The 20,368-nt window shown below is 50.6% G+C and carries 18 protein-coding genes; 9 read left to right on the top strand and 9 right to left on the bottom strand.

What is annotated here, in order from left to right; all coding sequences use genetic code 11:
* Positions 1-39 precede the first annotated feature (39 nt).
* Positions 40-1,122, bottom strand: coding sequence for a low-specificity L-threonine aldolase (ltaE, locus tag J3B89_RS17445; protein WP_215398877.1), 1,083 nt, complete (start codon positions 1,120-1,122; stop codon positions 40-42).
* Between the two features lie 315 nt (positions 1,123-1,437).
* On the bottom strand, positions 1,438-3,681 hold the full coding sequence (locus J3B89_RS17440; protein WP_215398878.1) for a TonB-dependent receptor: 2,244 nt from the start codon (positions 3,679-3,681) through the stop codon (positions 1,438-1,440).
* Positions 3,682-3,949: 268 nt separating this feature from the next.
* On the opposite strand from J3B89_RS17440, the gene J3B89_RS17435 reads away from it, so the two are divergent.
* Together J3B89_RS17435 and J3B89_RS17430 are read left to right on the top strand one after the other, a co-directional pair.
* Positions 3,950-6,028: a protein-disulfide reductase DsbD family protein gene (locus J3B89_RS17435; RefSeq protein WP_215398879.1), complete on the top strand. Its 2,079-nt coding sequence runs from the start codon at positions 3,950-3,952 to the stop codon at positions 6,026-6,028.
* A 37-nt stretch (positions 6,029-6,065) separates the two neighbouring features.
* Complete coding sequence (locus tag J3B89_RS17430; protein ID WP_215398880.1) at positions 6,066-6,665, top strand: redoxin domain-containing protein; 600 nt, start codon at positions 6,066-6,068, stop codon at positions 6,663-6,665.
* Between the two features lie 77 nt (positions 6,666-6,742).
* On the opposite strand, the gene mtnK is transcribed toward J3B89_RS17430, so the two are convergent.
* Positions 6,743-7,945: an S-methyl-5-thioribose kinase gene (mtnK, locus tag J3B89_RS17425; protein WP_215398881.1), complete on the bottom strand. Its 1,203-nt coding sequence runs from the start codon at positions 7,943-7,945 to the stop codon at positions 6,743-6,745.
* A gap of 87 nt (positions 7,946-8,032) precedes the next feature.
* Between mtnK and mtnA the strand changes: the two genes are divergently transcribed.
* Positions 8,033-9,058 carry an S-methyl-5-thioribose-1-phosphate isomerase gene (gene mtnA / locus J3B89_RS17420; RefSeq protein WP_215398882.1) on the top strand — a complete coding sequence of 342 codons (1,026 nt, stop codon included), beginning with the start codon at positions 8,033-8,035 and terminating at the stop codon, positions 9,056-9,058.
* Between the two features lie 379 nt (positions 9,059-9,437).
* Here the strand turns inward: mtnA and J3B89_RS17415 are convergent, their stop codons facing one another.
* The 5 genes from J3B89_RS17415 to J3B89_RS17395 form a co-directional block, all read right to left on the bottom strand.
* Positions 9,438-9,962 carry a tetratricopeptide repeat protein gene (locus J3B89_RS17415; protein WP_215398883.1) on the bottom strand — a complete coding sequence of 175 codons (525 nt, stop codon included), beginning with the start codon at positions 9,960-9,962 and terminating at the stop codon, positions 9,438-9,440.
* 165 nt (positions 9,963-10,127) lie between these two features.
* Positions 10,128-11,012 carry a LysR family transcriptional regulator gene (locus J3B89_RS17410; protein WP_215398884.1) on the bottom strand — a complete coding sequence of 295 codons (885 nt, stop codon included), beginning with the start codon at positions 11,010-11,012 and terminating at the stop codon, positions 10,128-10,130.
* 252 nt (positions 11,013-11,264) lie between these two features.
* The gene (locus tag J3B89_RS17405) at positions 11,265-11,807 is read right to left on the bottom strand and encodes a 1,2-dihydroxy-3-keto-5-methylthiopentene dioxygenase (RefSeq protein WP_215398885.1); all 543 of its coding nucleotides are present in this window, start codon (positions 11,805-11,807) and stop codon (positions 11,265-11,267) included.
* Positions 11,804-12,487, bottom strand: a complete 684-nt coding sequence (gene mtnC, locus J3B89_RS17400) for an acireductone synthase (protein ID WP_215398886.1) — start codon at positions 12,485-12,487, stop codon at positions 11,804-11,806. Before mtnC ends, J3B89_RS17405 begins: the two co-directional genes overlap by 4 nt.
* 3 nt (positions 12,488-12,490) lie before the next feature.
* Positions 12,491-13,123, bottom strand: coding sequence for a methylthioribulose 1-phosphate dehydratase (locus tag J3B89_RS17395; protein WP_215398887.1), 633 nt, complete (start codon positions 13,121-13,123; stop codon positions 12,491-12,493).
* A gap of 105 nt (positions 13,124-13,228) precedes the next feature.
* Between J3B89_RS17395 and J3B89_RS17390 the strand changes: the two genes are divergently transcribed.
* The 6 genes from J3B89_RS17390 (at position 13,229) to J3B89_RS17365 (ending at position 19,105) form a co-directional block, all read left to right on the top strand.
* Positions 13,229-14,374, top strand: a complete 1,146-nt coding sequence (locus J3B89_RS17390) for a methionine aminotransferase (RefSeq protein WP_215398888.1) — start codon at positions 13,229-13,231, stop codon at positions 14,372-14,374.
* Positions 14,362-15,144, top strand: coding sequence for an amidohydrolase (locus J3B89_RS17385; RefSeq protein WP_215398889.1), 783 nt, complete (start codon positions 14,362-14,364; stop codon positions 15,142-15,144). Before J3B89_RS17390 ends, J3B89_RS17385 begins: the two co-directional genes overlap by 13 nt.
* Before the next feature lie 51 nt (positions 15,145-15,195).
* Positions 15,196-16,359: an MFS transporter gene (locus J3B89_RS17380; protein WP_215398890.1), complete on the top strand. Its 1,164-nt coding sequence runs from the start codon at positions 15,196-15,198 to the stop codon at positions 16,357-16,359.
* A gap of 55 nt (positions 16,360-16,414) precedes the next feature.
* A complete protein-coding gene (locus J3B89_RS17375; RefSeq protein ID WP_215398891.1) occupies positions 16,415-16,840 on the top strand; it encodes a cytidine deaminase in 426 nt (141 codons plus the stop codon).
* A 3-nt stretch (positions 16,841-16,843) separates the two neighbouring features.
* Positions 16,844-18,154 (top strand): thymidine phosphorylase, encoded by a 1,311-nt coding sequence (gene deoA, locus J3B89_RS17370; protein WP_215398892.1) that lies wholly within the window; start codon positions 16,844-16,846, stop codon positions 18,152-18,154.
* Positions 18,155-18,235: 81 nt separating this feature from the next.
* The gene (locus tag J3B89_RS17365) at positions 18,236-19,105 is read left to right on the top strand and encodes a hypothetical protein (RefSeq protein ID WP_215398893.1); all 870 of its coding nucleotides are present in this window, start codon (positions 18,236-18,238) and stop codon (positions 19,103-19,105) included.
* Here the strand turns inward: J3B89_RS17365 and J3B89_RS17360 are convergent.
* A complete protein-coding gene (locus J3B89_RS17360) occupies positions 19,055-20,350 on the bottom strand; it encodes an NAD(P)/FAD-dependent oxidoreductase (protein ID WP_215398894.1) in 1,296 nt (431 codons plus the stop codon). The two genes, J3B89_RS17365 and J3B89_RS17360, sit on opposite strands and share 51 nt — an antisense overlap.
* Positions 20,351-20,368 lie beyond the last annotated feature (18 nt).

The following is a 20,368-nucleotide window of genomic DNA, read 5'->3' as shown; positions in this document are numbered from 1 at the left end:
ACAGACAGGCAAAAGGTGCATTTGCTTTCAGGCGTGTGGTTAATTCAGTCTGGCGAAATTGGTAACATGCTGCAGGGTTTGCTCAATATCGTCGCTGCTTATTTGTAAATGGCACACCCAGCGTACGCGTTTAATAGCACCGTTGGTGCTTTGGTAATTGCTGCTGGTAAGCCTGATACCGCATTCTGCCAGATAGGGTAATAGGCGGTCTGCCAGTTCAAGGCTGATGTCGGTAAATAAAATATTGCTCTGTACCGGCAAAACGCTAAGTTGGCCCTGCAGTGCCGGTAGCTGCGCCGCTAATACGGCCAGGCCATCGGCTAAACGGCGGCAATTGGTGTGATCGTCGGCCAGTCGGGTGATGTTGTTTTCCAGCGCATACAGACCGGCAGCGGCTAAGATGCCGGTTTGGCGCATACCACCGCCCAGCATTTTGCGCACCCGTTTCGCCCGGGCGATAAAATCAGTTGAGCCCAGCAATAACGACCCGACCGGGCAACCTAAACCTTTAGATAAACACAGCGATACTGAATCAAAACCCATGCACAGTTCACGCGCCATTTGTTGTGGCGTTAAGTTGTGTTGTGGTGCCAGTACCACAGCTGCATTCATCAACCTGGCACCGTCTATATGGCAGGCCAGGCCTTTGTTTTTTGCCAGTGCGGCCACATCACGCATATAGCTAAGCGGTAATACCTTACCGCCAACAGTGTTTTCGATGACAATTAAACGGGTGCGGGCAAAATGCGGATCGTCGGGTTTTATTGCACCGGCAATATCGCTTAGCAACAAGGTGCCATCGTTTTGCAGTTCCAGCGGTTGCGGCTGAATAGAGCCCAATACCGCCATACCACCGCCTTCCCATTTGTAGGTATGCCACTGCTGGCCAACAATGGCTTCATCACCACGCTGGCAATGGCTCATCATGGCCATCAGATTGGTCTGGGTACCGCTGGGCGCGAACAGTGCGGCTTCAAAGCCAAGCATTTCGGCAGCGTAGCGTTGTAATTCCAGCGTGGTAGGGTCGTCGTTAAATACGTCATCGCCTAAAGGCGCGTTAAACATACGCTCTTTCATGGCAAGAGAAGGTTGGGTTACGGTATCGCTGCGAAAATCCGGCATTTTATGCTCCGCGGTAACAGAAGGTGCTCAGCGTAAAACGATGTTGCCGCTTGTGCAATCAGAACAGGTTAAAGCGCAGGTTTTTTCGCCGGAAAGGAGTGACTAAAAGCAGAAGCAAGCCAGAAAGAATAGTACGAACCGGCTTGCCCACGTCAACGCGCCGTAAACCCTTCCGTGGGGGCTCGACTATGAACTTCATCCTGAAGTTCACCCTGCGGGCTAGCGGAGCTGTTCAAATTCGTTCCTGACGAATTTGTCAGCATCCCTGCCTTCAACGGTTGACTTAGAGCAAGTCGATTCGTACTAACTCAGCGATTAATAAAAGCTGATTTTAAAGTCGACACCAAAGGTGCGCGGTTCGTTAACAAAACCGGTCAGGTTGCTAAAGTCGATAGCACCTTTCAGGTTGTCCTGATCAGTAATATTGCGGCCAAACAGGCCTACTTCGTAATTACCGTCGTAGTTAACATAGGCTATGCGTAAACCGGCTTCGTAGTTATTGTTTGATTTAAACTCGGCTGATTCATACAAAAACAGGTTGGTTTTACCCTGTAACTGATAATCGCCGTAAATATAAATTTCACCACCCTGTACCGGGAAATCATAACGGGCGTTTAACGTCAGAATAGTTTCTGGCGCCTGTGGGAAGGGGTTACCATTAATTAAGGCTAAATCCTGCGCGTTAAGCGGGTCCAGCACGGTACACAGGCCAGAGCCGCATGGTGCTACTGTTAAACTGTCGTCTTTAAGTTCAGTTTTATTGTAGCTAAAACCACCGCCCAGGCTCAGGTTGGCCAGTACGCGGTAATCAAAATCAACCTCAAAGCCATAGCCTACGCCTTTGTCGGCATTAATCAGCTGGTTGCCCTGGGTTTCACCACCAATGGCAGATAACTGAATATCGTCAATAGTGTAGTAAAACACCGCACCGTTCAGGCGCAGGGTGTTATCCAGTAAGTCTGATTTGGCGCCTACTTCAAATGACGTAATGGTTTCTGAATCAGCAACTGACGGCGGTGCTTCAAATGCCACATCACGGCCCTGAATCGACTGGGCACGGAAGCCTTCAGCTACGCGGGCAAATAAACTGGTTTTATCGGTTAAACGGTAGTTGGCGCTTAATTCCCAGCTGATTTGGTCGTCAGATACTTTGATCGGGTCATACTGCTGAATTTGTGCAGCACCGATAACCAGAGCAAAGCCGTCAACATTCTGCTGGCCTACCGAGAAGGTTTTTACATCGTCGGTATAACGGATACCGGCAGTAACATCCAGTTTGTCGGTGAATTTATAGGTGGTTTGGCCAAACAGCGCCCAACTGGTATTGCCGTGGAACACTTCAGTGGCACCAAAGAAACCGTCAATGCTGTTTACACCAAAGGTTGAGTCGAAGTAAAAACCACCGGCTTGCCAGCTTAGCGGGCCAGAGGTGTCGCTGGCCAGGCGGATTTCCTGTGTGTACTGTTTTAAATCTTTTAACTGATCTTCAGTGACCGCATTGTCCGGGTTAGCAGGACCGGCCTGGCCGGGGTTGCCGCCGTCAATATCACCGATACCACCACCATCTGCGCGCTCCAGTGCTGAAATGCTGGTAAGTGTCATGCCATCAAAACGGAAGTCAAACTTCAGTGAGGCGCCCCAGGCGTCGTAGCTCTGGCGGTTATAGCCGGGTGCATCATAAGCCACAGTATCGCGGTCATAATTTTCGTTTAACTTGTCGCTACCCGGGGTCAGTATATTTTTGCGAAACAGGCTGGAAGTACCATCGTAGTTACGGGAATGTACATTTAACAGTGCATCGAAGTCGGCTGTTTCATATAAAAACTGCAACCGGCCGGCACGTTCATTGTAGCCGCCCATAACGTCGCTTTCGCCGGTGTAGCTGTTGCTTACCCAGTTGCTACGGTGTTGGGATAACAAAGAGATACGGGCAGAGAGTTCGTCGGTTAAACCGCCACCTGCCGCACCTTCGAGGTTAAACTGGCCCAGGGTGCCAGCAGTGGTTTTAACATAGGCATCAAAATCCTGGCTTGGCTTTACGCTGTCAAATTTAATAATACCGGCCGTAGTATTGCGGCCGAACAACGTACCTTGCGGGCCGCGGATCACTTCTACCTGCTGTACATCAAACAGCGGGAAGCTTTTTAGAATCACGTTTTCCATCACCACGTCATCCATAATAATGGATACCGGTTGCGATGCAGCTAAGTCAAAATCGGTATTACCTAAACCACGGATATAAAAACGTGGTGCAGCACGGCCGTTAGAGGTTTCGGCATACAGGCCCGGCACCTTAATGGCCAACGCTGTAATGTCATCACCGGAAGAGAAAATAGTGTCAAACTTTTCGCCGGACAGGGTGGCAATAGAGATTGGCACTTCCTGAATACTCTGGCTGCGCTTTTGCGCGGTAACAGTAATGGTTTCCAGTTCCTGTTGTTTGCCGCCTTGGTCTTTGTCACTTTCCTGTGCCATTAACACAGGAGAAAAACCAACAGCTGCACTAAACAGGCCGGCCTGAATGGCCGCTGACAATACCGACTTAGTAAATAGCTTCATTAAGGTGAACCTTTTATTGAGGATTACGATTGTTTTGTATGCTTGTTGTAACGAACACTTTGCTGGAGTGACCACAGCAGTTGTTACGTTTATACCGGCTTAATATAGCATTTTGTCGCAAAAAATACTCAACTTAGCGTAGTTTGACGGTTAATTTGTCGGCAGTTTGATCAAAAGCCGTGTAGGCTCGTATCGATACACAGATGCACTATGTGAGAGCGGTATATATGAGAGAGTTATATACGTGAGAGCTATATACGTAAGAACAATGCACAGGGTAATTTTTCTGCTGTTTTACTGCTGCATACTGATAAACGGGCATGCAGCAACCACTGGCTGGCAAACGGCAAAACACCTTAAAGCTGAACTGGTCAGTGAGTATCAGCAGGTAACGCCTGGGCAAACGGTGCGGCTGGCGCTGCATTTTGTGCCGGATGAACATTGGCATACCTACTGGCAAAACCCCGGCGACTCCGGCCTGGCTACCAGTTTAAGCTGGCAATTACCCGATGGTGTAACGGCTGGCGACATTCAATGGCCAACCCCACACGCTATTACCATACCGCCGTTGGTAAATTACGGCTTTGAGGGCAATACAGTTTTACTGTCTGATCTTAGCATTGCGGCTGATTATGCATCGGACACTATTGCTATTCAGTTGCAGGCCGACTGGCTGGTATGCGAGGAAGTTTGTATACCGGCTGAAGCACAATTTAGCCTGACATTAGCTGTGGGCAGCGACGCGATCTTGGCAGATGAGCAGAGCGCTTTATTTCGCCGGGCAGAGCAGCAACTGCCACAACCGCTGAATATCAGCGGCCAGTTTGATACCTCCGGTGGGGCTTTTTCTGCTCTGATTAACTGGCAGCAGCCGACAGACATAAGCGCTTTTTTTGTGGCTGCAACAGAGCTGGTTGATCACGCAGCTGCACAGCAAATCAGCCAGCAAGGGGCACAGTTGTTGTTGCAGCAACCGCTAAATACCTATTTTTCCGGCGTGGCTGATCAAATTGAATTGGTATTGGTAAGTGCAGACAACGCCTACAGCGTGCAACTGACAAAAAGCGTACAACCGGCAGGCAATGGGAAAACTGCAGCTGAAATTCTGGTAACTCAGGGCCAGCAAAACAGCACGGCGCTGTGGTTAATTTTACTGATGGCCGCTACCGGCGGCCTGATCTTAAACTTAATGCCGTGCGTATTTCCGGTGCTGTCGCTAAAAGCGCTGAGTATTGCCGCCAACAGCACACAACAGGCACAGCAAAAACGTGACGCGCTATTTTATAGTGCCGGTGTGGTACTCAGTTTTGTTGCCCTGGCACTGCTGCTTATTGTGCTGCGCGCCGCCGGGGCCGCGATTGGCTGGGGTTTTCAGTTACAAAGCCCTTACATGGTGGCATTGCTGGTGTATTTGCTGTTTGCGCTGGGGTTAAGTTTATCCGGCGTTGTGCAGTTTGGCCTGGGGCTGATGAATACCGGCGGCGCACTTGCCACGGCTAAAGGTGGCAAAGGCTCGTTTTTTACCGGCGTGCTGGCAGTAATAGTCGCCAGCCCTTGTACCGCACCCTTTATGGGCTCTGCACTGGGTTATGCGGTAACCCAAAGTGCGCCGGTGGCACTGTTAGTGTTTGCGGCCTTAGGGTTGGGTATGGCATTGCCGTTCTTGCTGCTGGCATTTATACCGGGCTTTGCCCGTATTTTACCCAAGCCCGGCGCCTGGATGGACACTTTAAAGCAGGTGCTGGCGTATCCGTTATATTTAAGCGCCGTCTGGCTGCTGTGGGTATATGGCCGCCAGGCCGGTGTTGATGCTCAGGCATTGCTGTTAATTGGCCTGGTGTGTGTGGCCTGTGCATGCTGGCTGTGGGGCCGTAAGCAACTGGCTCAGGCTGGCCGTGTTGGTGCAGGTATAGCGTTGTTATTGCTATTGCTGGCACTGGTGTTACCTGTACTGGCGCCACAACCGACAGCACCACAGGCACAAAACGGTGATACACAACACTGGCAGCCGTGGTCTGCCGCTACACTTAAGCAACTGCGGGAGCAGGGTAAACCGGTACTGGTTAATATGACCGCAGACTGGTGTATTACCTGTCTGGTAAACGAGCGGGTGGCGTTAAACACCGACAGCAGCAAAGCCGCGCTGGCACTGTACGATGTTACTTACTTAAAAGGCGACTGGACACTGCGTGACAGCGCCATAACCGAGTACTTACGTTTGTATCAGCGCGATGGTGTACCATTGTATGTGTTGTACTGGCCGGGGCAGCCGCCACAAGTATTACCACAGATTTTAACCCCTGACACTTTGCCGCAGACGTTAGCGCAGCTAAGTAGTCAACCTTAACGGCCTGACAGGCCAGGAAAATACAGGAGTAAGCACTATGAAATTACGTCATCTGGTACTGGCTGCTTCAGCAGCCTTATTGTCGCTGGGTTTAAGCGCTGCACCACAGGTGGGTGCTCCGGCCCCTGACTTTACCGTAGTGGACACCAAAGGTAACAGCCATAGTTTAAAAGATTTTGCCGGCAAAAATGTGGTACTGGAATGGACTAACCATGATTGCCCGTTTGTCGTAAAACACTACAGCGGTAATATGCAGGCACTGCAGAGTGACCTGACTGCACAGGATGTGGTATGGCTTACCGTTATTTCATCGGCACCGGGCAAGCAGGGCCACGTTAGCCCGGCCAAAGCAGATGAGCTTACTGCCAGCCGCGATGCAGTACCTACGGCTGTGGTATTTGATGAAAGCGGTGTGGTAGGTAAAGCCTATGACGCCAAAACCACGCCACATATGTATGTCATTGATAAAGCCGGTATGTTGCAGTATATGGGCGGGATTGACAGTATTCCGTCTGCCAAAGTAGATGATATCAGCAAAGCCACACCACTTTTTGCTAACGCCGCCAAAGCTGTGCTGGCCGGTGCAAAACCCGACCCGGCCGTTACCAAACCTTATGGTTGTAGTATTAAGTACTAATTAGCTGCCAACACAGACACCACAGCCAGATAAATGGCTGTGGTGTCTTTTTGATGGAGACTTTTTAATATACCGGGTTAATTTTGCTGGTATCGAACCAGCGTAAGCACTTGTTCTATACCCGCAAGCTCGTTGCGCTGCATAATCAGCTCGCGGCCCAGTTTCAGCGCTTTGCGTTCGCTTTGTCCGCGCAGGGTGTCGTCGCTGATACTGTCTAAATCGGCAACATGCGCCAGGCCAACTGTGCGGCGGATCAGCTCACACCCGGCATACCCCAGAGTATCGGTAAATACCTGCTGTATAAAGCGTTGCTGATACAAGCTGTTTTGCAGTGTCGGTTCGCGGCATTCATTGCTCATTAGTTGTTTAAACTGCTTCTCAAACTCCTGCCACAGAATTTGCACCTGTGATAGCAGGTAGTCCTGATGCTGCTGGCGTGCGGCGGTATCCTGCGTCAGGCCGAAATGACCAAGATAGTTCAACAGCAAATTACCGATCAGGCTACCAACATCAAAACCAACAGGGCCATAAAAACCAAATTCAGCGTCGATCAGTTTACAGTTATCATCATTAATAAAAATACTGCCGGTGTGCACATCACCATGCAGTAAAGCCTGGGGCTTAGACAGAAAACCGGCTTTTAGCTGTGCTACTTCGGCCTGTAGTGCGTCGTCATGCCATAGTTGCAGGGCATCGTTACGTATTTCACTGTGGATATTATTGCGCTCGTGGTTGCAGTATGGGTCGGTAAAGAATAAATCCTCGGTAATCAGGCACAGTTCCGGGTTTAAAAACTGGCCAACCTGCTGCTTCTTGTTCGGGCCTGTGAGTGCGAAATCACTGGTGTAGTAAAGCGTGTTTGCCAAATAGGTTGCCAGTTGTGGCGCCAAATGTGCAAATTGTTTACCGGCTATCAGCTCGGTACGTGCAATGCGGTAATCTTTTAAATCCTCCATCAGGATCGCGGCCAGCGCAACATCATAATGCAGTACTTCTACTGTATGGTCGGGGCACAGTTTGCGGTGTTTTAACAACACTTCGGCTTCAATGCGGGCGCGGTCTACAGTCAGCGGCCAGCTTTCGCCAACACAGCGGGCATAGGGCAGCGCCTGTTTAACAATCAGGCTGGTGCCTTTGTCGTTTTCAACCCGGAATACCAGGTTCAGATTACCATCACCGAATTCTTCGCAGCTTAATTTACTGTGATCGCCAAACAGGCCGCTGTGCTCATCGGCAAAGCGCATTGCATCGTCAGTGGTAAAGGTACGGTAATCTGTCATCCTGGCTCTCATTGCTTGTGTTGAAAATAGCAGGGCTGCATAATCGCAAACCTTATAGACGTCTGCAACGCCAAACAGGAATAAGCTATGAAAAACTTAACAGCACTGAGCCTGAAAACCAGACAAGGCGAGTTGTATGTGCTGGATCAGACCTTACTGCCGCAACAACAAAAATGGCTGCCTTGCCAGACAGTTAACGACATGGTTGTTATGATTAAAGCGCTGCAGTTACGTGGTGCGCCTGCTATTGGGATTGGCGCCTGTTTATTGCTGGCATATCGCGCCAGCGTAGGCGATAGCCGTGAGCAGTTGTTACGGGATGCCGAAGTGCTGCGCGCAGCGCGACCCACGGCAGTTAACCTGATGAATAACCTTGACAGCATGATAGCTGCACTGCAACAAGCCGATTTTAAAACTGCCGCCATTGATTGTGCCGGGCAATTGTTTGCGCAAGATGTGCAGCTATGTCTGAATATGGCGCGCCATGGCGCAGCACTGGTACAGGACGGTGAGCAGCTGTTAACGCACTGCAATACCGGTGGCCTGGCCACAGCTGGTGTAGGTACAGCGCTTGGTGTAGTTAATCTGGCACATCAGCAGGGTAAAAATATCCGCCTTTGGGTAGATGAAACCCGGCCATTGCTGCAAGGCGGTCGCTTAACTGCCTGGGAATGTCAGCAGTTGGGCATTGCATATCAGCTTATTTGCGACAATATGGCGGCGATGTTGATGGCCCGTGGCCAGGTTGATCGTATTTTTGTCGGCTCCGACCGCATTGCTGCCAACGGTGATTTTGCCAATAAAGTCGGCACTTACTCGCTGGCTGTGCTGGCGCATTATCATAAAGTGCCATTTTATGTGGTTGCACCGCACACCACGGTAGATTTAGCCTGTGCAGATGGCAGTGCTATCCCGATTGAGCAGCGTCATGCCGACGAAGTTCGTGGTGTTAGCGGATCTTTTGGCAAAACCATATGGGCACCGGAAGATGCGGCAGTATTTAACCCGGCGTTTGACGTAACACCCGCGGCACTGGTAACCGGCTGGGTGCTGGATACCGGCGTGTACTCACAAGCGGATATCGCCGCTGGGGTGTTAATGCAGTTTGCTTGAAGCGTGGTTGCGATAGCAAACGGCTGGAACCTCGAATTGGGCGGCACAGAGTGTTTGAGGGAGCGCGCAAGCGCGAGTGACAAATTCGTCCGGAACGAATTTGAACAGCTGTAGCTGGTTCGTGTAGGGCAGGAAGCCCGCAGTAGTTGCTGTGACGAGCCAAGGCGAGTGTTGTAGCCGTTGCTGTTACATTCACAAAGCTCAGATAAAAAAAGCAGAGTTACACCGGGGAGTAGTAACTCTGCATACACACGGGGGAGTGTAATCGTTTGCCGCAGTTAACAGGCGCTTACTCTGTTTACTGCCGGGGTTTCCTTACAGGTTAATGCAGGCGCTTACTCTGCAATAACCTTTGTTGCTGTTACATTGCAGAGGTTACTTACTCTGCTGACACCATCGCAATGTCCAAGCCATTGTTGGCTTTGTTCAGTGCTAACTCTAACCGTTGCAGGTTGTGCAGGTTAACATCGCTGCGGCTTAACTCAGCTGCACGGCTAAAATCAGATAGTGCGGCCAGGTTGTTGTTTTGCAACAGGCGCAGTACGCCACGATTAGTCAGTGCGTAAGCACGCATTTCGCGCTTGTCGCTGCTGCTAACGTGATGAAACTGTTGAGCTGCCGATACCGCTTTGTCGCATGCACCTGATGCCTGCTCCAGTTTACCGCTTTTGGTAAAGCCAACGCACAGGCTCATCTGGCGTGAGAAGTTGTCCACTTCAGCACTGCTGTTTAAGGTTTCGCTGATACCCTGATCGAATTGACCAGCCTGTAAAGCGGCTACGCCAGGAGTATCTTCAATAAGTACCATTTTATAGCCATTGGTGTTGGCTGATGCGAGAAATGAACCTGAGGCCATCAGCATCAACGCCAAAGAACTGCCTAATTTAACTGATCTCGCTTTCATAGTGTGTTGCTCCCAATTTCCCATCCAGGCAGCCGCTATCGGTCTGCAGGTGTAAGTTTGAGCAAAAGCACTAAACTTGACAAACGATAAAAAAAAATGCGACAGGTGAAAAAAATTCACCTGTCAGCCACTAATGTTTGTCATACAACCAGAACTGGCAGAGATTTACTTATCTAAATGAAAACTCTGTAGGATCCAGTCAATTAATAACTGAATTTCGTCGCGGGTAGGGTCGTTATCGTGGCGCACCAGATAGTAGCGGTCCCGGCTAAGCAATTCTTGCTCGAATAAGCGCTGCAGGCTGCCGTTGGTAAACCAGCCATTGCTGATGGGCAGTGGGATTAACGCTACACCTAAGCCCTGTTGTGCTGCGCGGGCGACACTGAACATACTGTCCAACTGAATAATTTGTTTTGGCCTGAAATTATGGTAACCAACGTGCTCTGCCCAGCGATGCCAGGCGTAAGGGCGGGCCTGATGCAACAGCAGCGGCACCTTTTCCAGAATGCGATAACCTTTACTGTGCCACTGCTGGTACTGCTGGGCATTACAGGCTGGCACATAACTTATGGGGAATAAATCGTAAGCGATGCTCTCTTCCGGCTTTTTACCCGACAGAATAATCGACAGATCGGTATATTTTTGGCTGTCGCGGCGTGATTTTACCGTTTCCAGTTTCAGGTTAATGTTAGGATATTGCTCTGACCAGCCAATAAGCCGCGGCACAAATAATTCGCTGGCAAAAAATTCCGGCATCGAAATACTGACTTCCAGCATGCGCTGTGCCTGGCTGAACTCGCCTATTGTAGCTGCCAGTTGTTGCATAAGAGGTTGAATAGACTGGTAAAAGCGTGTTCCGGTTTCTGTCAGCACTATGGCGCGGGTTTGGCGTTCAAATAATTGCAGGTTGAGGTTGTCTTCCAGTTGTTTAATCTGGTGGCTTACTGCAGAGGGTGTCAGGTACAGCCGTTTTGCTGTTTCTTTAAAGCTTAAACAGTCTGCCGCGACACAAAAACAACGCAGGCCGCGCATGGGTGTATGCATTGGCATTATGTGGCACTCGATCTCATTTGGTATCGCTGGTTTTAGTGGATGAAGGTTGCATTATCATTAACAACACTGAATTCTTGCTTAATATACTGCATAAACTGCACCAAAGCTGATCATCAGTAAAATCATAGCTTAGTGATTTGCGATGGTTGCTGAATGCGCCAGTTTAGCGCAGCGGCTGCATTAAAATACAGCTGCCGGCAACAAAAAATGTAGATGAATTGTTATTTAAATCAGTAAGCTGGTGCTGATTTATGCCAGTAACGGAAAATTACTGGCTATGGTACTGCCGGTAAAGTTTGCTACCCAGCCGTCGGCATTATTAAACAACCTGATGGCGGTAAATTCCGGCTCACTGCCCATGTCAAACCAGTGCGGGGTAGCGGCAGGTACGCTAATCAGATCGTTTTGTTGGCACAATACCTGGTAAACCTTACCGGCAATATGCAGACAAAACAGACCCTGGCCACGGACAAAAAAGCGTACTTCATCTTCACTGTGGGTATGCTCTGCCAGAAATTTTTGCCTGAGCGCGGCTTTATCCGGGTGGCTAGCGTTAAGTGAGATAACATCAACCGTAACATAACCCCGTTCGGCTTTTAGCCGCTGAATATCTGCTGCATAAGCCTGCAGGATGTCTTCATTGCTGCTGTGTGCGGTTATAAGGGCTCCGGCTTGCCATTGTTCGAAACGGATACCGGCTTTGGCCAGCTCAGCGCTGATATGCTGGCTGTTGCTGCTGTCAAACAATGGGTAAGCAGCGTTGTCGTTGTTATAAACAGTCAGGCGGCTCATGGTATTTGCTCCCGGATCTCGTTAAAGCTATGGGCGATGGGGTGATCGGCTGCCGGCTGGTCCTCGCGGATTAATTGCACTGTGGCAATACCCAGTGCTCTGGCAGCATCAAGTTCGGCTACAACATCAGACAAAAACAACACCTGTTTCGGCGGTAGCTGCAACTGCTGCAAAATAGCGGCATAAGATGAAATATCACGCTTGGCGCCAATACGGGTGTCAAAATAGCCATTAAATAACGTCGTTAAATCGCCATAATCGCTATACTGAAACAACAATTGCTGAGCCTGCACAGAACCCGAGCTATAGACATAAAGCTTAATACCCAGGTTATGCCAGTGCTGTAACTGTTCAGCTGCATCTGCATACAGATGGCCGGTAAAAGCCCCGCTCTGGTAACCATGCTGCCACACCATACCCTGTAAGGTTTTTAACGGTGTTACTTTTTTATCTTCGCTTATCCATTGCAGCAACTGGGTAATAATTTGCTCTGTACCGGCGGCAGGCTGCTGCATCAGCTCGCGGCAGGCCGCCAGAGCTGTTGCAACGTCTGGCTGTGTAGCATTAGCCCGGATAAAGGCGGGCAATTCACGGGCGGCATAGGGGAAGAGTATATCGGTGACAAAACTTATCCGGCTGGTAGTGCCTTCAATATCAGTAATAATGGCGGAATACTTCACGGTTTACCTTGCTAGCTTTAATCGTTCCAGCTCGCAGTTTATAAGAAACTCCCAGCCTTCTAAATGCCTTTTTGCCTGTTCCAGGCTGTAACCCCAAACATACAGGCCATGGCCACGCACCAATAAAGCAAAATTCAGTGGTTGCTGTTGCCAGCGCTTAGCTACTTGTTGTGCCAGTGCCGGTATATCCTGGGTATTGTCAAACAGCGCCAGCGGGCAGGGGGTTTCGTGGCTGTTATTACCGCTAATGGCTTTTTGCATTTCGTAGCCCTGAAAGTTATAGCTGTCGTGGTTTATCAGCCGCGAAAACACGGTAGCGTGCACGGAGTGTGTATGTAACACGGCTTTAATCCGGCTGTCCAGCTGGTAAAGCTGTGCATGCAGGGCCGTTTCGGCAGAGGGCGTGCCCGGGCACGTTAGCTGGCCGTTCAGCCAGCTAACGGGAAGTAAATCGTGCGGGCTTAACTCGCCTTTGTCCTTGCCTGATGCAGTAATCAGGGCACTGTGCCCGGTACTGCGGACGGAAAAATTACCGCCGGTAGCAGGCACCCAGTGCCTGCTGGCGATCCACCGGCCTAACGTGCATAAAGCTATGGCATTGGGGTTAAGCTGATGCTGCTGCGCAGAGTCGTTCATTATTCTCAGACCTGGTTATTACACGTTTAAACGTTTAGATGTCTATACATAAAACGGGCTAAATGATAGCATTCAAGCCGGTTTTCGCAACTTTTTCTTGCCCGCATGACATTCAAAAGCAAACTGCCAGCCGTTGGCACTACTATCTTCAGCCAGATGTCGCAATTGGCTGCGCAGCAACAAGCTATTAATTTATCCCAGGGGTTTCCCGATTTTGCCCCCGACAGTTTATTGCTGCAGTACCTGAGTGATTACAGCCAGCAAGGGCTTAATCAATATGCGCCGATGCCGGGTATAGCACCGTTATGTGAGCAAATAGCGGCTCTGGTACAGCGTTGTTATGGCCGCATAATATGTGCCGGGCAGCAGGTAACGGTAACCAGCGGTGCGACAGAAGCCTTGTTTGTTGCTATTAGTGCCGTAGTAATGCCGGGGGATGAAGTGATTGTCTTTGATCCGGCCTATGACAGCTATGCACCGGCCATTCAGTTAAACGGCGGTGCAGCAGTGCATATTGCGCTTAATGCACCGGACTACCGCATTAACTGGCAACAAGTCGCTGAGGCAATAACACCGCGTACCAAACTGATTATTGTTAATAGTCCGCATAACCCGACCGGTATGGTCTTTAATAAAGCAGACTGGCTGGCCCTGCAGCAACTGGTTTTAGCGCATAATTTGTACTGTGTCAGCGACGAAGTGTACGAACACATGGTGTTTGATGGCATACCACAGCTAAGTGCTAACAATTTTGCTGATCTGGCGCAGCGTAGTTTTATCATCTCGTCTTTTGGTAAAACCTTTCATGTTACCGGCTGGAAACTGGGTTACTGTGTCGCGCCCGAGGCGTTGACAGCAGAATTTCGCAAAATTCATCAGTATGTCACCTTCTCCAGTTTTACTCCGGCACAGCATGCTATCGCAGGCATGTTGCAGCATCAGTCACAGCAGGTTAGTGGTCTGGCGGCGTTTTATCAGCATAAGCGTGATCAGTTTGCCAGCCTGTTACAAGGCAGCCGGTTACAACTATTGCCTTGTCAGGGTACTTATTTTCAGCTGGCCGATTATAGCGCTGTTAGTGAGTTGGACGATGTGGCGTTTTGCCGCTGGCTGACAATAGAGCACAAAGTTGCGGCGATCCCGTTGTCAGTGTTTTATAACCAGCCCTCACAGCGCCGAATTGTCCGTTTTTGTTTTGCAAAACAGAGCAGTACCTTAGAAGCTGCGGCGGAGGTGTTATGCCGGATATAACAACAGTACTTAATATTGCGCTGGTGCAAACGGCTCTGGTCTGGCAAAACCCTGCAGCAAACCGGCAACAACTGGCCGGGCAAATAAGCCGCATTCAGGGAGCCGATATCATTCTATTGCCGGAAATGTTTACTACCGGCTTTTCGATGCAAAGCCAGCATATAGCTGAACCTGAAGGCGATACCCTGTACTGGCTGCAGCAGCAGGCTCAGCGGACAGGCGCTGCACTGGTGGGCTCGGTGGCAACCCGCACCGGCAACGGCTGTGTGAATCGCTGCTACTTTGTTACGCCTGAAGGCAATATCAGTTTTTACGACAAAAAACATCTGTTTCGCATGGCAGGTGAACATCAGGCTTATGTTGCCGGTGAGCAGCGGGTAATAGTGAACTGGCGCGGCTGGCGCTTTTTGCTGCAGGTGTGCTACGACCTGCGTTTCCCGGTATTTAGCCGCAACCGTAATGATTATGATATCGCACTGTATGTTGCTAACTGGCCAGCCGCACGACGGCATGCCTGGCGTACATTGTTGCAGGCGCGGGCAATAGAAAACCAGGCCTTTGTGCTGGGTTGTAACTGTGTTGGTACCGATGGCAATAGTGTGGAATATAGCGGCGACAGCCTGATTGTCGACTACCAGGGGCAGATTGTCGCAGATCATGCCCCGGCACAAGCCGGTGTGTTGCGTGCTGCGCTAGACTATGCGCAGCTTAAACAGTACCGGCAACTATTTCCGGCCCATCTTGATGCTGATACTTTTGTGCTGAGCTAAGCTTTTACAGTCCTGCAATATTTTCATTTACCGGTATTACAAGGAGCGGCTATGTCGCGCTTACACCCCACCGCAGTGATCTTCAGCGGTTTTTTCTTATTGGGTAACCTGATTATTCTCTGGGGTATGCTACTACCCGACATGGCAAAAGCGTTAAAAATGGCACCGGCGATCAGTGGCGTGTTTTTCAGCTTAATGTCAGCAGGTACTATTGTTGGTGCTATCATTGGCGGAAAATATGTGCAGAAGTTTCATTTTCTGCGCCTGTTTGCATTTTTAGCCATTACTGAATCGATTTTGTTAAGTCTGTTATCGGTAGTGGCTAACTGGCAGCTGTTGCTGCCACTGATTGTACTGGTGGGGCTGACTTATTCGGTAATGTTTACCATAGGCCATACTCTTATAGCCCGGTTGTTTGCCAATAAACGTGCTGCCATGATGGGATTAATGGATTTTATGTTCAGCCTTGGCACCTTAACTGCGCCGTTATGGGTGGTGATGCTGTACTGGGTGCTGGATGACTGGCGTTGGCCAATCCGCATTATTGCACTGTGTTTACTGCTGGTTGGCTTGTACAGCTGGCAGGTTGCCAGAATGCAGCCTGTGCTGGCCGGGCGCAGCCCTGGCGGTGGTAAAAGTCTGTCTTATATTACTGTGCTGCGCCAGCCTGTTTTTTTATTACTGTTACTGGTGATGGTTGGCTACGGCGCGGCAGAATGGGGCCAGGGCAACTGGTTTGTCAGCTACGCGGTAGATGGTTTAGGCTATCAGGCTGAAAATGCCCGTTTACTATTAGCCTGGTTTACCGGTGGTATGGTGTTAAGCCGGCTGGGTTTTGCGCTGCTGTTGCGCTGGTTAAGCAGTGCCCGGCTAATGTTGCTGTTAGGCGCTTTTACAGTAGCCGGCGCTTTTGTAGTTAAGTTAAGCGCGGGTAGCGAATTGCTGGCACTGGGTAATTTGCTGCTGGGGCTTGGTGTGGGTGGTTTATTTCCGCTGATGCTATCTACCGCTATGGATCTGGACAGCGACAACGGTCCGGTGTTATCCGGCATTGCCAGTATCGGTAGCTCAATTGGTTTCCAGTTTGCCGGTTTGTTAACCGGAGTTTGGGCGCAGCAAGCAGGTATTGCACAGGCATTTTGGCTGATACCACTGGCCAGCCTCTGGTTATTTGGCTGTTTGTGGCTGTTTCAGCGGCGCTTAGACAGGGCTTGACCACAGCGGTATTCGCAGTAACACTATACGGCCATAACTAACATGAGTTTAACCAGTGAGCGAAATTAACTGGGCTGCCCTGCAACAGGCAGCACAACAAGCCGCCGCACAGGCTTATGCGCCTTACAGTAAATTCCCCGTTGGCGTAGCAGTGTTGGCCGAAAGTGGCAAAATTTATACCGGCTGCAATGTTGAAAACGCCTCATACGGAGGGACAGTGTGCGCTGAGCGCAACGCTATAGCTGCCGCCGTGGTAGCAGGCGAGCGCAAATTTACGGCTTTAATGGTGTACACACCACAACAGATGTTAACGCCGCCTTGCGGTATCTGTCGTCAGGTTATCGCCGAATTTTTCAGTCCCAATGCACCTATAGCCAGTTGCAACCATTTGCACCAGCAACAAAACTGGAGCTTAGGCGAATTATTGCCAGCCGCTTTTACGCCAACCTATCTGGCCAACAGCACTAAAGTTGGAGCTTAATAGATGATCCCGCAGGAAATTATTAAAACCAAGCGTAACGGCGGCAATTTAAACCAGGCTGAAATTCAGCAGTTTGTCCGCGGTTTAACTGACGATAGCTTCAGTGAAGGCCAGGTAGCTGCGCTGGCGATGGCTATTTATTTAAATGGCATGCAAACCGACGAAATTGTTGCGCTAACACTGGCGATGCGTGACAGCGGCACTGTGCTTAACTGGCAGGGTAAGTTAAATGGCCCGGTGGTAGATAAACACAGTACCGGCGGTGTCGGTGATAAAGTTACTCTGATGCTGGCACCTATGGTAGCCGCCTGTGGCGCCTTTATGCCCAGCATTGCCGGCCGCGGTTTGGGCCATACCGGTGGTACGGTAGATAAGCTGGAAACTATTCCCGGTTATAGTTGCACCCAACCGCTGGAGAAAATTCAGCAGTTATTGCCTGAGCTCGGTTGCGTTATCGTCGGCCAGAGCAGCCAGTTGGCACCGGCCGACCGGCGTTTATATGCTATTCGTGATGTTACCGCTACGGTGGAATCGATACCGCTTATTACCGCCTCTATTTTGTCGAAAAAGTTATCCGAAGGTTTAGATGCGCTGGTAATGGATGTAAAAATAGGCAACGGCGCCATTATGCGTAGCGTTGATGATGCTTCGGCACTGGCCACCAGTATTGTTAATGTAGCAAATGGTGCCGGTGTGCCCACGCGGGCATTGCTGACCGATATGAACCAGATCTTAGGCACTACAGCCGGTAATGCGCTGGAGGTGATCGAAACACTGGATTATTTAACCGGCAAATACCGTGAGCCAAGGTTGCATCAGGTTACGCTGGAGCTGGGTGCCAATATGTTGCAACTGGGCGGGCTTTATCAGGACAAAGCCAGTGCTATTGCTGCGCTGGAGCAGAGCTTAAGCTCTGGTAAAGCCGCAGAGATTTTTGCCAGAATGGTAGCCGCTTTAGGCGGCCCGGCCGACTTAATTGAAAAACCACAGCAGTATCTGGCTGCTGCGCCTGTGGTACAGGATATTATTGCCCCACAAGGTGGTTATTTGAGTTACCACAATACTGTGGGCCTGGGTATGGCGGTGGTGCGTTTAGGCGGTGGCCGTTCGCACCCCAGCCAGCAAATTGACCCTGCGGTAGGCTTTAGTCATATTCTGCCCGCAGGCAGCAAGGTGCAGCAGGGCGATGTGATTGCCAAAGTGCATGCAGGTAGTAAAGAAGCTGCGACAGGTGCAGCAAATGAATATCTGGCTGCACTGAGTGTGGCAGCAGCAACAGAGCCCTGTCCGCTGGTACATCATACTATTGGTTGAGAGAATGGCCGAATGAGCAGCTGATTGACGTTGCGCCCCGTTATTGACTACAGTTAAACCAGTCAATAACGGGGCGCATTCATGTTATTACGTTGTTTGCTTCTGCTGCTGATCAGCAGTGCATACGCTAAACCACAACTTACCTGGCTGCAAACCGACTGGCCGCCGCATCAGATCGTCAGCGGCCCGTTTCAGGAGCAGGGCACCTTTGACTTGCTGCAACAACACATCATGGCGGCGCTGCCGCAGTTTAGCCATCAAACCCGTTTGGTTAGTCTGGCACGATTGGAGCAGATTTTTCAGCAGTCAGAAACCGGTAGCTGTGCGTTGGGAACCTTATATTCAGAAGAACGCGCGCAAAGCCGGTTGTTTTCCGTACCAATGGCAGTAGGGCCGGCGCTGGCAGTAGGTTATATTGCAGGTAAATTAACGGCGCATCCGGCTATGCAGGCTGAGGGTGTTGATATCCGTATGCTGGCGCTGGATAAATCCATCCGGGGGGCGTTTCAACCCAACCGGCTTTATCCCGATGTCGTTGCGCCGCTGCTGCAGCACCCCGACAGTAATCTGAGCAGCCACGCCTTTACCAGTGAGATCAATGCTGCAGGCTTGCTGCTTGGTAACCGGGTAGACTATGTGGTGGAGTATCCGGAACGGATGCAGTATTACAATCAGTTGCTGCCTGAATCCGCTAAGCTGGAACACCGGGCAATAGTTGGGGCTAATGTTGCCAGCGTGTCTTATATTACCTGCAGTCAGGATAGCATTGGCCAGGCGGCAATTGAGGCAATTAATCAGGTGTTGCCGGTATTGTGGCAAAGTGCTGAGTATCAGCAGGCGATGCAGCGCTGGCTGGACAGCAGTGCCCAACGCAGATTGAGCACTGATCTGCAGCAAATGTTAATGCAGTTTAAGCCGCGGCCGGACGATGCGGTTGATACGGGCCACTAAACTGACCACCAGCATTTTGATCCAGCCGTGCAGTGCGACCTGATGCATACGGTACAATGAGATATAAGCCAGCCGGGCAATACGGCCTTCTATCATCATTGCGCCGCCCACTAAATTGCCCATTAAACTGCCGACGGTACCAAAACGGCTTAATGAAATTAGCGAACCGTGATCTTTGTAGCTAAAGTCGCGCAGGGGTTTGGCATTCAGCTCAGCCAGAATATTTGTCGCCACCAGGCTGGCCATCTGATGGGCCGACTGGGCCCGTGGCGGCACCCATTTATTGTCTGGCAGCGGGCAACCGGCACAATCGCCAATGGCGTAAATGCGGTTATCCAGCGTGGTTTGCAGTTTGCTGTTTACCAGCAGTTGATTAATGCGGTTATTTTCCAGACCGGCTAAATTATGCAAGAAATCCGGGGCTTTAATGCCGGCTGCCCACACCATCAGTTCAGCATCCAGGTGCTCGTCACCCAATTGCAGCCCGTTAGCATCGGCAGCGGTCACTTTTGTACTGGTGCGCACTTTTACACCGAGCTTTTGCAGCTCCTTTAAGGCTGCTGCGGCAATACGCTCCGGCAACGCCGGCAAAATACGGGGCCCGGCTTCTATTACACTGATATTTAACCGGTCTTTGCGTAAATCGGCAAAGCCATATAAATTCAGTTCAGCCGCGGCATGATACAGCTCTGCTGCCAGTTCAACCCCGGTAGCACCAGCGCCTACGATAGCGATATTCAGTTTATCTTTGGGATGGCCGGGTGAATTCAGTTTTAAATAGGCATCCAGCAAATGACGCTGAAAACGCTGCGCCTGGGACGGGCTGTCTAAAAAGATACAATGCTCCGCCACACCTGGCGTATTAAAGTGGTTAGATACGCTGCCAATGGCCAGTACCAGGTAATCATAGGCAAGCTGGCGCGCTGCCAGTACCTCTTCGCCATCATCGGCATATACCGGTGCTAACGTAACGGTTTTTTGCTGCCGGTCCAGGCCGTAAAAGCTACCCAACTGAAAATCAAAACCATGGCTAGCGGCATGAGCCCGGTAACTAAGCTGGTCAATTTCCACGTCCAGTGTGCCGGTGGCAACTTCATGCAGCAGCGGCTTCCAGATATGAGTATGGTTGCGGTCAATCAGGGTGATATGCGCTTTGCCTTTACGGCCAAGTTTATTGCCTAAGCGGGTTGCCAGCTCGAGGCCGCCAGCCCCTCCGCCAATAACCACTATGCGCGGGCGTGTCATATGCTACTTCCTTCTGTG

The organism is Rheinheimera oceanensis (genome assembly GCF_018831085.1).
Taxonomy (GTDB): Bacteria; Pseudomonadota; Gammaproteobacteria; order Enterobacterales; family Alteromonadaceae; genus Alishewanella; species Alishewanella oceanensis.
This window is presented reverse-complemented; position numbering and strand designations above follow the sequence as displayed.

Excerpts from the sequence above, each read along its gene's own strand:
- J3B89_RS17435 (WP_215398879.1), top strand. The coding sequence starts at position 3,950 with ATGCACAGGGTAATTTTTCTGCTGTTTTACTGCTGCATACTGATAAAC.
- J3B89_RS17410 (WP_215398884.1), bottom strand. The coding sequence starts at position 11,012 with ATGCCAATGCATACACCCATGCGCGGCCTGCGTTGTTTTTGTGTCGCG.
- J3B89_RS17415 (WP_215398883.1), bottom strand. The coding sequence starts at position 9,962 with ATGAAAGCGAGATCAGTTAAATTAGGCAGTTCTTTGGCGTTGATGCTG.
- J3B89_RS17380 (WP_215398890.1), top strand. The coding sequence starts at position 15,196 with ATGTCGCGCTTACACCCCACCGCAGTGATCTTCAGCGGTTTTTTCTTA.
- J3B89_RS17405 (WP_215398885.1), bottom strand. The coding sequence starts at position 11,807 with ATGAGCCGCCTGACTGTTTATAACAACGACAACGCTGCTTACCCATTG.
- J3B89_RS17360 (WP_215398894.1), bottom strand. The coding sequence starts at position 20,350 with ATGACACGCCCGCGCATAGTGGTTATTGGCGGAGGGGCTGGCGGCCTC.
- J3B89_RS17430 (WP_215398880.1), top strand. The coding sequence starts at position 6,066 with ATGAAATTACGTCATCTGGTACTGGCTGCTTCAGCAGCCTTATTGTCG.
- J3B89_RS17395 (WP_215398887.1), bottom strand. The coding sequence starts at position 13,123 with ATGAACGACTCTGCGCAGCAGCATCAGCTTAACCCCAATGCCATAGCT.
- mtnA (WP_215398882.1), top strand. The coding sequence starts at position 8,033 with ATGAAAAACTTAACAGCACTGAGCCTGAAAACCAGACAAGGCGAGTTG.
- mtnK (WP_215398881.1), bottom strand. The coding sequence starts at position 7,945 with ATGACAGATTACCGTACCTTTACCACTGACGATGCAATGCGCTTTGCC.
- ltaE (WP_215398877.1), bottom strand. The coding sequence starts at position 1,122 with ATGCCGGATTTTCGCAGCGATACCGTAACCCAACCTTCTCTTGCCATG.
- J3B89_RS17440 (WP_215398878.1), bottom strand. The coding sequence starts at position 3,681 with ATGAAGCTATTTACTAAGTCGGTATTGTCAGCGGCCATTCAGGCCGGC.
- J3B89_RS17385 (WP_215398889.1), top strand. The coding sequence starts at position 14,362 with ATGCCGGATATAACAACAGTACTTAATATTGCGCTGGTGCAAACGGCT.
- deoA (WP_215398892.1), top strand. The coding sequence starts at position 16,844 with ATGATCCCGCAGGAAATTATTAAAACCAAGCGTAACGGCGGCAATTTA.
- J3B89_RS17365 (WP_215398893.1), top strand. The coding sequence starts at position 18,236 with ATGTTATTACGTTGTTTGCTTCTGCTGCTGATCAGCAGTGCATACGCT.
- J3B89_RS17390 (WP_215398888.1), top strand. The coding sequence starts at position 13,229 with ATGACATTCAAAAGCAAACTGCCAGCCGTTGGCACTACTATCTTCAGC.